12 protein-coding genes are annotated in these 14,221 nt (G+C 59.3%); 9 read left to right on the top strand and 3 right to left on the bottom strand.

Annotation, left to right across the window (positions count from 1 at the left end; all coding sequences use genetic code 11):
* Window positions 1-45 precede the first annotated feature (45 nt).
* The 6 genes from JF535_RS04120 to JF535_RS04145 all read left to right on the top strand — a co-directional run bounded on the left by JF535_RS04120 (window position 46) and on the right by JF535_RS04145 (window position 4,910).
* Window positions 46-708, top strand: coding sequence for a fumarylacetoacetate hydrolase family protein (locus JF535_RS04120; protein ID WP_206999395.1), 663 nt, complete (start codon window positions 46-48; stop codon window positions 706-708).
* Between the two features lie 137 nt (window positions 709-845).
* Window positions 846-1,370, top strand: coding sequence for an asparaginase (locus JF535_RS04125; RefSeq protein ID WP_066960941.1), 525 nt, complete (start codon window positions 846-848; stop codon window positions 1,368-1,370).
* Between the two features lie 98 nt (window positions 1,371-1,468).
* The gene (locus tag JF535_RS04130; RefSeq protein WP_242523581.1) at window positions 1,469-2,986 is read left to right on the top strand and encodes an aldehyde dehydrogenase; all 1,518 of its coding nucleotides are present in this window, start codon (window positions 1,469-1,471) and stop codon (window positions 2,984-2,986) included.
* Window positions 2,987-3,302: 316 nt separating this feature from the next.
* Complete coding sequence (locus JF535_RS04135; protein ID WP_206999398.1) at window positions 3,303-3,614, top strand: hypothetical protein; 312 nt, start codon at window positions 3,303-3,305, stop codon at window positions 3,612-3,614.
* Window positions 3,615-3,689: 75 nt separating this feature from the next.
* Window positions 3,690-4,079, top strand: a complete 390-nt coding sequence (locus tag JF535_RS04140) for a SpoIIAA family protein (RefSeq protein WP_206999399.1) — start codon at window positions 3,690-3,692, stop codon at window positions 4,077-4,079.
* Window positions 4,080-4,163: 84 nt separating this feature from the next.
* Window positions 4,164-4,910 carry a TerC family protein gene (locus JF535_RS04145; RefSeq protein WP_206999401.1) on the top strand — a complete coding sequence of 249 codons (747 nt, stop codon included), beginning with the start codon at window positions 4,164-4,166 and terminating at the stop codon, window positions 4,908-4,910.
* Between the two features lie 73 nt (window positions 4,911-4,983).
* Here the strand turns inward: JF535_RS04145 and JF535_RS04150 are convergent, their stop codons facing one another.
* On the bottom strand, window positions 4,984-7,467 hold the full coding sequence (locus tag JF535_RS04150) for a choice-of-anchor D domain-containing protein (RefSeq protein ID WP_340674114.1): 2,484 nt from the start codon (window positions 7,465-7,467) through the stop codon (window positions 4,984-4,986).
* Window positions 7,468-7,744: 277 nt separating this feature from the next.
* On the opposite strand from JF535_RS04150, the gene JF535_RS04155 reads away from it, so the two are divergent.
* Complete coding sequence (locus JF535_RS04155) at window positions 7,745-9,985, top strand: MltF family protein (RefSeq protein ID WP_206999405.1); 2,241 nt, start codon at window positions 7,745-7,747, stop codon at window positions 9,983-9,985.
* Between the two features lie 87 nt (window positions 9,986-10,072).
* Here JF535_RS04155 and JF535_RS04160 read toward each other — a convergent pair whose 3' ends face one another.
* Both JF535_RS04160 and JF535_RS04165 read right to left on the bottom strand, forming a co-directional pair.
* The gene (locus JF535_RS04160) at window positions 10,073-10,999 is read right to left on the bottom strand and encodes a transglutaminase domain-containing protein (RefSeq protein ID WP_206999407.1); all 927 of its coding nucleotides are present in this window, start codon (window positions 10,997-10,999) and stop codon (window positions 10,073-10,075) included.
* A gap of 208 nt (window positions 11,000-11,207) precedes the next feature.
* On the bottom strand, window positions 11,208-11,630 hold the full coding sequence (locus tag JF535_RS04165) for a DUF3574 domain-containing protein (protein WP_206999409.1): 423 nt from the start codon (window positions 11,628-11,630) through the stop codon (window positions 11,208-11,210).
* Window positions 11,631-11,846: 216 nt separating this feature from the next.
* Here JF535_RS04165 and JF535_RS04170 point away from each other — a divergent pair, with 216 nt between their 5' ends.
* Together JF535_RS04170 and JF535_RS04175 are read left to right on the top strand one after the other, a co-directional pair.
* On the top strand, window positions 11,847-12,266 hold the full coding sequence (locus tag JF535_RS04170; RefSeq protein WP_242523582.1) for a VOC family protein: 420 nt from the start codon (window positions 11,847-11,849) through the stop codon (window positions 12,264-12,266).
* Window positions 12,267-12,337: 71 nt separating this feature from the next.
* On the top strand, window positions 12,338-14,182 hold the full coding sequence (locus JF535_RS04175) for an ABC transporter transmembrane domain-containing protein (RefSeq protein ID WP_206999418.1): 1,845 nt from the start codon (window positions 12,338-12,340) through the stop codon (window positions 14,180-14,182).
* The last annotated feature ends 39 nt before the right edge of the window (window positions 14,183-14,221 follow it).

A 14,221-nucleotide genomic window follows, 5' to 3' on the forward strand; every position in this document is an offset into this window, starting at 1 on the left:
ACAAAGCTTTATACGCAATTTTTATCCTAGTTATCGAATTTGGTTATGTATAAGCACACTTTTACCTGCAATAGTCCCGTCGATCTCACGTTAAACAAGATAGTGTGCGTCGGGCGCAATTACGCGGCCCACGCCGAAGAGCTGAACAACCCGGTACCCGAGGAGCCGCTGCTGTTTATCAAGCCGGCCACGGCGGCGGTCTCCATGGCGGAGCCGGTACACCTGCCACGGGGGCGGGGCAGCTGTCACTTTGAGGGCGAGCTGGCGCTGTTGATTGGCGCACCGCTGACGGAAGCCAATGCCGCGGATGTGCCGGGTGCCATCGCCGGGCTGGGGCTGGCCCTGGACCTGACCCTGCGCGACTTGCAATCCGCACTTAAAAAGCAGGGCCATCCATGGGAGAAGGCCAAGGGCTTCGATGGCGCCTGCCCCCTGTCCCCCTTTGTAAAACTCGACTGGCTGCCGGACTGGGACAATCTCACCTATACCCTGTGGCTAAACGGTGAAGTCCGCCAGCGCGGCAAATCCAGCCACATGCTCACGCCCATCCTCGATCTGGTGGCCTATATCAGCAGCCACTTTACGTTGCTGCCCGGGGATGTGGTGCTCACCGGCACCCCCGCCGGGGTGGGCGAGCTGTCTGTGGGCGACCGGCTTGCCATGGGGCTGGAAGAGGACTGGCTGCGGGTGGAAACCTCGGTGGTGTGATGGCGGTTCCCGGTGCACTCCCTGTGGGTGTGCGAGGCGGTTAAGGCGTGTTGTGACATAAATGACAGGCTAAGATTGTCCCATTCCAAAACGACCACTAATATGCGCATTTTTGTACTCATTCAGCGGGAAAAGCGATGACAGATCTCAACCAGAAAGCCACCGTTCGCATTCTCACCACCGGCGGCACCATCGAGAAAAGCTACTGCGAATCCGAGGGCACGCTGAAGAATCGCGCCTCGATCATTCGCGACGGCCTTATCAGCAGCCTGCGCCTGCCTTACACCAACCTTGAGCTGGAGAGTGTGCTTAACAAGGACTCGCTGGAAATGGACGACAGCGACCGCGATCAGATCTGTGAGGCCATCGAGCACACCGCCGAACAGGGCGACCCCATCGTTATCCTGCACGGCACCGACACCATGTCCGTCACCGCCGAATACTGCTACGCCAAGCTGGGAACCCCCAAGGTGCCGGTGGTATTCACCGGCGCCATGCGCCCCATGGGCTTCATCGACTCCGACGCCCGCCAGAACGTCACCGAAGCGCTGCTCACCGCGCGCCTGGTGCAGCCCGGCTTCTACATCGCGTTCCACAACCGGGTTTTCCCGATTCCCGGCGCGCGCAAGAACCTCGAAACCGGCACATTCGAGGCGGTCTGAGCCATCGCCGGTCGCCGGCCTTTGATTTGTGATCACATTTTAGGTATAAACTGAATAATCCTTCAGTTATTAAACTCAGACTTCACACGAGGTGTGCCATGACCGACAAGGCAAAGAATAAGCCGACCCCGCAGACGCTTCAGGAGTGGCTCGCCATGGCCGATGCCCTCACCATCGAGGGGCGGGCCTTTATCAATGGCGAGTACGTAGACGCCCTCTCCGGCAAGACCCGCGCTTCCACCAGCCCCGCCGATGGTCGCGAACTGGCGCAGATTGCCAGCTGTGGTCCGGAAGATGCCGAGCTCGCGGTCAAGGTCGCGCGCGACACCTTCGAATCCGGCGTCTGGTCGCACATGCCGCCAATGGAGCGTAAGAAGATCCTGGTGCGCTTTGCCGAGCTGATTGAAGAGCATCGCGAGGAAATTGCCCTGCTGGAAAGCCTCGATGCGGGTAAGCCCATCAGCGATACCATGAATGTGGACGTGCCGAGCGCAGTCACCACCATTCGCTGGAACGCCGAGGCGATCGACAAGATTTACGATGAAATCGCCCCCACCGGCCCTACCGAGATCGGCCTGATCACCCGTATGCCGCTGGGTGTGGTGGCCGCCATCGTGCCGTGGAACTTCCCGCTGTCCACCACTGCGTGGAAGTTGGGCCCGGCGCTGGCCACCGGCAACAGCGTGATTCTGAAGCCCGCGTCCAATACCCCGCTCACCGCCATCAAGCTGGCCGGGCTTGCCAAGCAGGCGGGTCTGCCCGACGGCGTGCTCAACGTGCTGCCTGGCCCCGGTAGCACCCTGGGTAAAGCCCTGGGCCTGCACATGGATATCGACGGCCTGACGTTCACCGGCTCCACCGAAGTGGGCAAGACCCTGACCGAATACTCCGGCCAGTCCAACCTCAAGCGCACCTTCCTTGAGCTGGGCGGCAAGAGCCCGAACATCGTGTTTGCCGACGCCGACCTGGACAAGGCCGCGGAAGCCGCGGCACTGGCAGTGTTCTACAACCAGGGCGAAACCTGCACCGCTGGCACCCGCCTGCTGGTGGAAAAAGGCATTGCCGATACCTTCATCGAGAAGGTGAAAAAAGCCTCCGAGCGTTTCAAGCCCGGTCACCCGCAGGATCCCAACAGTGTGATGGGTGCGCTGATCGACCAGAGCCAGTTCGATACCGTCGAATTCTATGTGGCGAAGGGTCTGGAGCAGGGCGCACAGCTGGTGTGCGGCGGCAAGCCGGCAGATGCGGTTGAGGGCGGTCACTACTACGAGCCGACCATCTTCAGGGGTGTGAACGGCGATATGACCATCGCGCGCGAGGAAATCTTCGGCCCGGTTCTCTCGATTATCGAGTTCGAGGCCGAGGAAGAGGCACTGAAAATCGCCAACGACTCGATCTACGGCCTCGCTTCCGGTGTGTGGACCAAAGATATCAGTCGCGCACACCGCATGGCGCGCGACATCCGTGCCGGTTCTGTGTGGATCAACAACTACTTTGGCGGCGACATTACCGTGCCCTTCGGCGGTTTCAAGCAGTCCGGCAACGGCCGCGACAAGTCCCTGCACGCACTGGACAAGTATTGTGAGCTAAAGTCCACCTGGATCGACATCAGCTGAGGAATCACTGAAAAACTACTGCGCGTGCGCCTGGCGGCGTCCGGCGGTGCTCGGCTTGCTCATGTATGACTTATACACTCCGCTGCCTCCGCTCCGGCGGCCACCACCAGGCACCCGCTCGCTACGTTTTTCAGCGATTCCAGTATGGGTTTGCCACTATTGACTCCTTTGGGCCGCAATCGCGGCCCTTTTTTGTATTCAGCCGGCAGTCAGGCTGGGGGTCGGATAATCAAAATGTGATCTGAGCCGGAGGCGCAGCCCTGCGGCCGGTTTACCATGGCGCCACGACTTTACCGGACGTACCCGAAGGAATTACATGATGAAACGCCTGATCTCTACCCTGCTGGCGACCGCGTTGATCGCGCCGGCCACAGTTGCCTTTGCCAAGCCCGACAAACACGGCGAGCTGCCGCCCGGATTGCAAAAAAAGGTGCAGCGCGGCGGTGAACTCCCGCCCGGCTGGAAGAAAAAGCTCCAACCCGGCTATATTCTTGAAGATGATATCTACCGCCACGCGGTGGTCGTGCACCCGGTAGACGATCGCGGCCTGGTCACCGTGCGTATTGAAGGCGAGCTGGTGCGCCTGGTGCACGCCACCCACGAAATTGTGGATATCCTGCGGCGCTGATTCCGGATCAGACTTGCCCGCGGGCGTTTCTGAGCCTATACCAATGCGTTGAATATCACGGATAGCGGAGTGGGCATGAGCGATTATCACCACGGCTTTTCTGTCAGTATCGAACGCACCGGCAACGAGCGGGTCGTCATGTCCCTGCACGCGCGGGGAAAGCTGCAGCATGAAGACTACGAAACCCTGGTTCCCATGCTGGAGTCCGCCATTGCCGGCATGGAGCACCCCAAGATCGATGTGCTGATGGATATGCGCGAGCTGGAAGGCTGGGAGATTCGTGCGGCCTGGGATGACCTGAAGCTGGGTGTGAAACACGGCCGCAAGTTCAACAAAGTTGCCATCGTCGGTAGCCAGTCGTGGCAGGAGGTGGCGGCCAAGATAGGCACCTGGTTTATCGGTGGCGAAGCCCGCTTCTTTGAGGACAAGGCGCCCGCCTTGGCGTGGCTGGAAGAAACCTCGTAAACTCCCCTCTAATTTACTTTCACCGATACGGCCTCCGGCGGGGGCTGTGCGGGCAACTATTACAATAAATACAGGAAACTTGGTATGTTCGAATGGATTGCCAGCCCCGAGGCGTGGATCGCCCTGGCCACCCTGGCTGCCCTGGAAATCGTTCTGGGGATCGACAACATCATTTTTATTTCCATCCTCGTCGGTCGCCTCCCGGAAAAACAGCGTGAATCCGCGCGCTTTATCGGTCTGGCGCTGGCAATGATCACCCGCCTTGCTCTGCTGTTCTCCATTGCCTGGATTATGGGACTGACCGAGCCGTGGTTTACCGTACTGGGTGAAGAAATTTCCGGACGGGACTTCATCCTCATAAGTGGTGGCCTGTTCCTGCTGTTCAAGGCAACCCATGAGATTCACAACAGCCTGGAGGGCGTCGATGGCGAAACCACTACCACTGCCACCGCAACCTACGGCATGGTGCTTACGCAAATTGCCATCCTGGATATTGTGTTCTCGCTGGATTCGGTGATTACCGCCGTGGGGCTCGTCGACCATATCTCGATTATGGCGATCGCCATTATTCTGGCCGTGGCGGTGATGCTGGTTGCGGCCAAGCCCATCGGCGACTTTGTCGATCGGCACCCCACCATCAAAATGCTGGCGCTGTCGTTTTTGATTCTGGTCGGTGTCACCCTGATTATTGAGGGCTTCGACGTGCACGTGCCCAAAGGGTACATCTACTTTGCCATGGCCTTCTCGATGGTGGTGGAAATGCTGAACATCCGCATGCGCAGCAAAAAAGCTGAAGCGGTTAAATTGCACAAACCGATTCGAGCAGACTGAACCCGGCAGGGTAAATAAAAAAAGGGGCGAATGGATCGCCCCTTTTTTCGTTACCGATTTTTATTGATGCACTTTATTGGCACAGGCTGCGAATACTGTGCGCCTCCTGTGCCGCTTCCATCCACTTGTATTGGTCATCATCTCCGAAGTAGTAATACAGCGAGTTGTTGGGCAGGATCAGCACCGAGATGCCGCCGTAACCGGACATAAACGGTAGCCACAGCGGGTTGCTGCAACCACTGATGTTGCTGCTGATTTCATGGGCCCAGAAGCCGTTGTTGTACTTGTAATCGGTCAGCGGCTCCAGGCCCCGGTCACTGGCATCGCGCTGAAGCGCGGCATCCAGTTGTGCCTGGTTGAGTGTGGTTTGGCTGGCACTATCCGCAAAAAAGCTACCGATTTTCGCCACGTCGTCCCGCAGCCACATCAGGCCCCAGCCGGTAAACGCCTGCTGAACGCTGTCGTAGGTGCGACGGGTGAATTCGGCGGTGGGGCTGACGCCCAGAGGTGCCAGTACCTCATCAATCAGAATATCCTGAAAAATATCGCTGCTACTGCCCTCGATGCCCTTCACATACGCATTCATCGCGGTGCCCAGAATGTAGGTATCAGATGTGTGGTACACCCACTGGGTACCGGGGGCCGCCTTGCGAGGATATTCCGTGCAGCTGTAGCTGATCTTGCTGGCGTGGTCTTCCGGCAGGAACAGGTCATTGGTATGGCTTGCCCCTTCATCACTCATGTAACTGGCGAGTTTGTAGTTGCCGGTGCCCATGTCGAGCGCGTTGCCAAAGGTTACGTCATTCCAATTGCCATTGGTGTTGCATTCACTGATGTAGCTGCCGATAGATTGATTGAACGTACCCGGGTATTTCTGCTCCAGGCGCATCAGCGCACCGCCTGCGAATACGGATTTTGCGCTGGAGTAGGACGGTACCACCAGCGCCTCACAATAGGGGTAGGCCCCCTGGCGCGTACTACAGCCGCCCACATAATGGGTACCATCAATGACGAAACCGACCAGTGAGATGGCCGCGGGGTCCTTGCCGTCCGGAGTGGCGAAGGCCGCTGGGTTGGTGCCGGGGTAATCCTGCGCGAGCGCACTCAGCGGTTTGGTGGGCATGCGTGCAGCAACTTCCGCTTGATACGCACTCACCAGCGCCGTGCTGTTCGCAACCGTACCAGGGGTATAGCTGGCCGAGAGCTGTCCCCACATATCAAACTGGTAGTAGAGGCAGGTTTCGCTGGCAATCTGGTAGGTCACATCGGAGGTAGAGCCATCATCCTTGAACAGGAAACTCATCACGCCATTGTGCATGCAGTTGGCATTTTTCTGCTGTAGCGCAAACGGCAGTGCCACGCGGCTGTAACCGGCATCGCCGTTCTCGTTCCACACGCGCCCCGGTGTCAGCACGTATTCCCATTCCGGATGGGCGCTGGGAATAGACCCGCGTTCACGGGGCACGATATGGCTGCCAGTCTGCACAAACTCGAAATTGAATTCCGGCAGGTGTTTACGGGTGGCGTCCTGGGTGCCGGTATAGCGGAAGGTATCCTTGTGCTCATCAAAGGCGCCGCCGCTGGCTTCGCCAAACAACTCCAGGCTGCCTTCAAACTGGTTGCCGGGCATGGCCGCTTCCGCCGGAAGGGCGTAGTGAGAGAAATCCACAAGGCTGCCTGGATCGCTGCCATTAAGCAGGGTATTCATGGTGAGTGCGGTTCGGGAAACATTGCCGCTACCGGTGAGTGGATCAAAATCCTCGACGCTGCCACCACCCTCACTGGCGCTGCCGAAAAGGCTGACGGAAACACTGGGCTCGTCCGGGTCGTTGGATGAAAGTGTGATGCTACTACTGAAATTTCCCTCGACGGTGGGCGAGAAACTCACAGCGATGGTGCAGCTGGCGCCCGCGGCAATCGTTGTGCAGTTATTACTGGCCAGGTTGAACGGCGCCGCCGGCGCACTGGTATTGCTGATCACCAATGCCGCCGAGCCCTCATTGGACACAGTAATTGATTGTGAAGTGCTGTTGCCCGGAGCAATGCTCGCGAAGGTTACGCTGCCCGGTACATTGATGTCGGGTGCTGTTGGCGCACCACCCGTGCCGCTGACCAGCGCCTGGTGACCGTAGCAGTAATCGCCTGTGGTCGAGCCGGTGCCGCGGAAGCGCAACTGCACGGCGGTATTGTTATCGATGCCGGCAGGCGCGCTGTTGGCACTGAATGGTGTGCCGTTATCGTCTCCGTTAGCGACGGTCACCGCTGTGGTCCAGCTGCTGCCGCCGTCGGTGGATATTTCCCCGTAGCAGAACTCTCCATTTTCCAGTGAACTGGCAGCCAGGGTGAGGGATACCGAAACTGCCGAATAACCGGCAGTTGATAACGCGCGGCTTGCACTGGAAGTGCCGCGCAAACGCATCAGGGAACCATCGTGCACATCGACATTTCCGGTTGTGCTCCAGTCACTGATGTCGCCATTACTGAAATTGTCGGCGTAGATGGTTTCGGTCTTTGCCTGCATGGAGCCGACCGCGCCCAGCAGAAAAACGGCAGCCACGAATCCCGTTCGAGGCAATGGGTATCTCGATTTCATTTTCGCACCTTGATTATTGTTATCCGCTTGGCTGCCAATATGCGAGCGGACACGCGCACAGTGGCATGGGCATAACATGCAGCGTCGGCCGGGGATTCTGTAGGGCCAGCTTTGCAGGCTGGGTGGCGCCAGTGGCACAAATGACGCGATTTTGTTGGTTGAAAAATGCACAAGTTCGATATGTGTCACAGTTTGTGAGACATTATTTGTACAGACACGGCGCAACAGAGGGGTACACGGTATGGATACTTTGCCAGTGATCGAAAGAAGTCTGCCCGGCGGCCGGGGGCTGACCGGTGTGGTTGGCATGCTGCTTGTGGTGCTGCTCACTGCCTGTGGCGGCGAGCGGGCAGCGCAGGTACCGGCTGCAGGAGAGCTGGAGCCTGTGGCCACGGATTCTGTGGAAGCCGAGGCCGAGGAGGAAGAAGTACTGCCAGCGTTTGAAAACTACGTGGAGCGCGGAGACCTGGAAGCCATCAAGGCACGCGGGACACTACGCTTGCTGGCGCCGCTGGGGCTGGAAGAAGAATCGCTGCCGCGGGATGGCTTGCCCACGGGCGAGTGGCGGGCACTCGCGGAAAAATTTGCGCACCAACGCGGGCTCGAGCCCCAGTGGGTATATGTGGATAACTTTGCGCAGCTGATCCCCGCGTTGACGGATGGGCGCGGCGATCTCATTGCGGTGAACTTTTCCCGTACACCGGAGCGGGCCCAGCAGGTCGCCTTCACGCGACCATTGGAATATGTGCAGGAGCAACTGATTACCCGCCGCGCTGCCGATACCGATCAGGGCGAGTTTCAGGTGGCGCTGAGAAAAGGCAGTGCCTTTGCCGAAACGTTGCAGCAGCAGAGCACGGAATCCCGGGTGCTCACCCCGCGCTTTCTCGAGGGGCCGGTGACTCAGGATGAACTGCTCGAAGGCGTGATGAAAGGTACGTTTGATGCCACCGTTATCGACAGCAACCTCGCGGAAGTACTGCTCGCAGACTACCCCGGCCTGCAGGCCGAGGACCTGCGAGACAGCCGCCGCGCCATCGCCTGGGCGGTGCGCCGGGATAGCCAGAAGCTCGAGCGGGCACTGAATGAATATTTTACCGAACAGCACCTGATCGCCGCCCAGCGACGGGCCAGTGCCCTGCGTGACTGGGACGACATTCAGCAAACCCGCACCCTGCGTGTGCTGACCCGCAATCATCCCGCGTCCTATTTCATGTGGCGTGGCGAGTTGATGGGGTTTGATTATGAATTGTTGCAGCGCTTCGCCCGCGACCATGGCCTGCGGCTCAGTATGGTGGTGCCTGGCCCGGATGTGGATCTGGCCGAAGCGCTGGCCGCGGGGCAGGGCGATTTGATTGCGGCGTCGCTGACGGTGACAGACGCGCGTAAAGCGCAGGGGCTGGTATTTACCCGGCCCTATATGCAGGTGACCGAACAGCTGGTAACCGCGGTGGACAACCTGCCGGATAACGATAGCCATAGCGACGGCGTGGATGCAGTCGCTGCAGTACCGGTCGCCCAGCGGCTCAACGGCAAGACCGTTGCGGTCAATCCGTTCAGTAGCTATTACACCAACCTGACCGGGTTGCTGGCCTCCGCGCAGGAGCCGGTGGATCTTTTGCCCGTAGCAGGTGCCACCACCGAGCAGTTGATTGATGCCGTGGCGGAAGGCCGTTACGACTACACCGTGGTGGATTCCCACCTGGTGGCCATTGAGCAGACCTACCGTGACGATTTCGGGGTGGTGGGGGATATTTCCGGCGAGCGGGATATTGCCTGGGCGGTGCGCGGGGACCAGCCGCGCTTGCTGGAGCAGCTGAACGGCTTCCTCAACAAGTACGACCGCGGACTGTTTTTCAACGTCACCTACAACAAATACTTCCGCGAAAATAAACGCCTTGAAAAAAAGCAGCGCGAGCGCCTGCGGGATACCAGCATGCTGTCGCCCTACGATTCGCTGGTGCGCAAATACGCGCAGCCTGCCGACAAGGACTGGCGCATGGTGGTGTCGCAGATGTATCAGGAGAGCCGCTTCAACCCGAGAGCGCGGTCATTCGCCGGCGCCCGCGGCCTGATGCAGGTGATGCCGCGCACCGCGCGGCAAATGGGCATCAGCGGGCTGTATGAGCCGGAAAACAGTATTCGTGCGGGGGTCGCCTATATGGGATGGCTGGAGGAGCGTTTTCCCCGCAGCCTGCCGTTCGACCAGAAGATCTACTTTACCCTGGCAGCCTACAACGCCGGACATGGTCACGTGCGGGACGCCCGCGTACTCGCCGAGCAGCTGGGCAAAGACCCGAATCGCTGGTTCGATAATGTTGAAGAGGCGATGCTGCTGTTATCCAAGCCGGAGTATTACAAAAAAGCTCGCTTTGGTTACGTACGGGGACGGGAGCCGGTGAATTACGTGCGGGAGATCCGCGACCGCTACTTCGGTTACCTGTCCGTAGCGCGGCAGGAGCGGTTGTCCGAACAGTCCCTGTAGCGCGTTTGCTGCGGCGTGCTGATCCAGGGCGCGCCGCAGGTTCGGCATAACCTTCCTGTAAAAAACGCTGCGCTGCAGGGCGCGAGATCATGAGCCCTGCTCTTGCCGGTCGGCGCGCTCCGCTATTTGCGACAGGCCGCGCTCGCTTTGCAGTTTGTTCACCCGGCGCAGATTATTTCTCGCTGCGTGATTGTCACTGTCGAGGGCGAGTGCCTGGGTGTAACTGATTTCAGCCAGTTGCAGGTTGCCGGTTTGCCGGTGAATATAGCCAAGACTGTTCCACAACAGGCTGGTCGCCGGTGTGAGTGTAATCGCCTCCGACAGCATGGACAGCGCTCCGTCCCACTGTTTGGTCTTGGCCAGTTCCAGAGCGCGGTTGTTCAGGTAGAGCGCCTGCACGGTTTTATCTTCCAGACGGTGATGGGGGAAATCCGGGCGCGGCTCGAAGTTGAACTCGAATACCCGTACGGTCCAGCCGAAAGTCACTTCCGCATTGATGTGCAAAATATTCTGCACCAGTGCCCTGCCGCGCCCACCCGTGGTCGCACGCTGTTCCACTGGGACTTCCACTTGATTGAAGTGTGCCTCAAGCCCCACCTCCCGTGCCAGTGCCACAATCAGTGCGGCAAAGGAAATACAGTTGCCCCGGCGCTGCGCAAACGCCTCCGCCGCGGTGGTGGTCGTGTCCAGGTCGTACTCCAGTTCGAACCCTTCGCTCTTCAGCGTGCGCACCATGCGCCGAAAGCGCCGCGAGGGAGACAGGGAGGGGTCTATCGAGTCCACGAACGCCTGCATTTCCGGGGTCAGTGTCAGCAGGTCCTGGGCATGTAATACATCGCTGTCTTCGAGTTCGCCCTTCGTTGCCTGGGGCCAGCTTTGCTTGTTCAGGTTTTGCTTCAGCACGGTCTCCATGACTGCTGCCGTGTCCATCTCCGGCACCACGGTCGCCGCGACCTGATGACTGCCAGCGCAGCCAACCTGCATCATCACCGCCAATATCGCTATCCATCGCATCGCTATTTTCTCCTGTGTGTTTGCCTATAGACACATAAAAATTGCGAGATAGATGCGTGATGTCGATGAAGATGCTAAATGTTGCGTTAAGTTGACGTTCAGCTCGGCGCCTCTGCGACAGGGCGAAGGTAGGGCGTCGATGAGTCGACGGTGCAAGTTGGCGGAGAATCAATCGGTGCGAATTGGGGCGGATCGAATCCGGGGGTTTTTAACGGAAAGCAACGCAGGCAGCGCTGCGTACCCGCAACACCGACTCCTGGTCGAAACGGGTTTTGTAGGTATTGATCAGTGTGGTGATGGAGGCTTCGCTCTCGGTGTTGCCGGTGTGTACCAGAGATAGCACATGGCTCCGCTCGCGCACGATATCCCCGGTGCCCGATGTCCACTGGCCGGTTCCGGAGAGTACCGTGAGCCCATCCGGGAAATGCACCGTCAGCACCTCTTGCACAAACGCGGCCCATTCCGCGTCGGTCACCGGCCGTTGTTCACCGCGCTCGGTGCCGAAATACAGCAGGTCGTGGAACTGCAGGGATTCTCCCGCCTGACAGTGTTGTATTGCCTGGTTGCCGCAGGCTGTCAGTGCCGCCATGGTGAGCGCGGCCACCAGGTTTTTCATGCGTGTACTGTGCATAGTCTCCAGGGTGGGGGCGCCGATGCTCCGGTAGTCTGCTTCGAATCAATATAGTTGAGACCGGTGGGCGCACACGACGGGCGCATGTTTGCAAATTAAGGTGCCAGCGGGATTGCGGCATTGCGAACAGCGCAACCTGTCAAAATACCGTTGACTAAAATTCTTGATACCTTTGCAGACCAATAACAATTCTGGTTGAAGAGCGAGAGGAAGGTGATGATGAAATCCAACTGCATGCACCTGGCCATTCCGGCCGGTGATCTGGAGACGACCAAGGCTTTCTACTGCGATGTGCTGGGATGTAAAAGTGGCAACAGTGAGGCGGGGCGCTGGGTCGATATCGATTTCTGGGGCAACGAACTCACCCTGCACCAGAGTGAGGAGCAGCTGCCCAATGTGCGTCACGACGTCGACATGGGCGCCGTTGCGGTGCCGCATTTTGGCGCGCACCTGCCAAACGATGAATTCCAGGCACTGAAGGCGCGTATTGAGGCTGCCGGGCTGGAATATCTCGACAAGCCCTATCGGCGCTTTGAGGGGGACGAGTATGAGCAGGAAACGTTTTTCATAACCGATCCCAACGGCAACGTGCTGGAAATGAAGACCATGGTCAACCCGGAATTAATGTTCCGCTAGACGCCGGTTCTTACTTTCAAGCGGCCACCATCCCCCGCATACTCGGAGCTGTTGCCAACCGCGAGAAGTTTATGCCGAGCCCCAGCGCGCCAGCCAGTCACGATCCACAAACCAACGCCCCTGTGTCCAAGTCCGCTGCGATGAGTGCGCGGCAAATGCTGGTTGCGCTGTGGCAATTTATGCGGCCCTACAAAATGGTGCTGCTGGGGGCGGCAGTTGCGCTGGTGTTTACCGCGGGTATTACCCTGTCGATTGGTCAGGGCGTCCGCCTGCTGGTCGATGAAGGCCTGACTGGCGACTCCAGCCAGTCGTTGTCCCGGGCGGTACTCGTTTTGCTGGTGCTGGCCGGGCTAATGGCCATGGGCACCTATGCGCGGCACTATTTAGTGTCGTGGCTGGGGGAGCGTGTGGTGGCGGACCTGCGCAAGGCGGTGTTCGATCAACTCGTGACCCTGCACCCCAGTTATTTTGAAACCAACCGCAGTGGCGAGATTATGTCCCGTCTCACCACTGATACCACCCTGCTGCAACACATTATCGGCACCTCGTTTTCCATGGCGCTGCGCAGTGTGCTGATGTTCGTGGGTGCGCTGATTCTGCTGCTGTTTACCAATCTGAAGCTGAGCCTGATGGTACTGGTGGGGGTGCCGCTGGTGTTGCTGCCCATCGTGCTGTACGGGCGGCGGGTGCGGAAACTCTCCAAGGCCAGTCAGGACTCCATCGCCGATGTAGGCAGCTACGCCGGTGAGATTATCCAGCACATCAAGACCGTGCAGAGTTACACCCGTGAGCCCTATGAAAAACAGGCGTTCGCCGGCGAGGTGGAAGCGGCATTCGATGTGGCCAGGCGGCGCATTCGGCAGCGCTCGCTGCTGATTGCCGTGGTGATCCTGTTGATGTTCGGCGCCGTGAGTGCGTTGCTGTGGGTGGGCGGCAACGACATGATCGCCGGGCGCATGAGCAGCGGTGACCTGGCCGCGTTCGTGTTCTACGCCATGTTGATGGGCTCGGCGGTAGCGACCATCTCCGAGGTCTACGGCGAACTGCAGCGCGCCACCGGTGCCACCGAGCGCCTGATGGACCTGTTGCAGGTGGAGGCGGAAATTCCGGCGAGTAGTAATGCGCAGCCTTCCGCCACCGCTGCACATACAGGCGCAGGGCTGCTGGCGCTCGAGATGGTGGACTTCAGTTATCCCTCGCGCCCGGAGCACCCCGCCCTGCACCAGTTGAGCCTGACGGTTGCCGCCGGCAAGAGTCTCGCACTGGTTGGCCCATCGGGGGCGGGCAAGTCCACGGTGCTGGAATTACTGCAGCGCTTTTACGAACCGCTGCGGGGCCGCATCACCCTGGATGGTGTGGACATCCGCGAGCTGGATACAACCACCCTGCGTCGGCAAATGGCCGTGGTGCCACAACAGCCGGCGCTGTTTACCGCGGATGTCTGGTACAACATTCGCTACGGCAACCCCGCGGCCAGCGACGCGGCGGTTGTTGCCGCCGCCAAAGCCGCCCACGCCCACGAGTTTATCGAGCAGCTGCCAGACGGTTACAACAGCCATCTGGGCGAGCAGGGTGCGCGTTTGTCGGGCGGGCAGCGGCAGCGCATCGCCATTGCCCGCGCAATTCTCAAAGACCCGAAAATCCTGCTGCTGGACGAGGCCACCAGTGCGCTGGATGCAGAGAGTGAGCACCACGTACAACAGGCGCTGGAGACCCTGATGCAGGGGCGCACCACCATTATCATCGCCCATCGACTGGCAACGATTCTGCACGCGGACAGTATTGCGGTGTTACACGAGGGAAAGCTGGTGGCACAGGGCAGCCACGGGGAGCTGATCGAGAAATCGCCGTTGTACAAGCGGCTGGCGGAGTTGCAGTTTCAGGATGCGGAGCGGCACAAGCCGTTGATGGAATAGATAGTGGAATAGACAGTGGAATAGCGGAAATCGTACACA

The sequence above is a fragment of the Microbulbifer salipaludis genome (genome assembly GCF_017303155.1).
GTDB lineage: Bacteria > Pseudomonadota > Gammaproteobacteria > Pseudomonadales > Cellvibrionaceae > Microbulbifer > Microbulbifer salipaludis.

Excerpts from the sequence above, each read along its gene's own strand:
- JF535_RS04120 (WP_206999395.1), top strand. The coding sequence starts at position 46 with ATGTATAAGCACACTTTTACCTGCAATAGTCCCGTCGATCTCACGTTA.
- JF535_RS04125 (WP_066960941.1), top strand. The coding sequence starts at position 846 with ATGACAGATCTCAACCAGAAAGCCACCGTTCGCATTCTCACCACCGGC.
- JF535_RS04130 (WP_242523581.1), top strand. The coding sequence starts at position 1,469 with ATGACCGACAAGGCAAAGAATAAGCCGACCCCGCAGACGCTTCAGGAG.
- JF535_RS04135 (WP_206999398.1), top strand. The coding sequence starts at position 3,303 with ATGATGAAACGCCTGATCTCTACCCTGCTGGCGACCGCGTTGATCGCG.
- JF535_RS04140 (WP_206999399.1), top strand. The coding sequence starts at position 3,690 with ATGAGCGATTATCACCACGGCTTTTCTGTCAGTATCGAACGCACCGGC.
- JF535_RS04145 (WP_206999401.1), top strand. The coding sequence starts at position 4,164 with ATGTTCGAATGGATTGCCAGCCCCGAGGCGTGGATCGCCCTGGCCACC.
- JF535_RS04155 (WP_206999405.1), top strand. The coding sequence starts at position 7,745 with ATGGATACTTTGCCAGTGATCGAAAGAAGTCTGCCCGGCGGCCGGGGG.
- JF535_RS04160 (WP_206999407.1), bottom strand. The coding sequence starts at position 10,999 with ATGCGATGGATAGCGATATTGGCGGTGATGATGCAGGTTGGCTGCGCT.
- JF535_RS04165 (WP_206999409.1), bottom strand. The coding sequence starts at position 11,630 with ATGCACAGTACACGCATGAAAAACCTGGTGGCCGCGCTCACCATGGCG.
- JF535_RS04170 (WP_242523582.1), top strand. The coding sequence starts at position 11,847 with ATGATGAAATCCAACTGCATGCACCTGGCCATTCCGGCCGGTGATCTG.
- JF535_RS04175 (WP_206999418.1), top strand. The coding sequence starts at position 12,338 with ATGCCGAGCCCCAGCGCGCCAGCCAGTCACGATCCACAAACCAACGCC.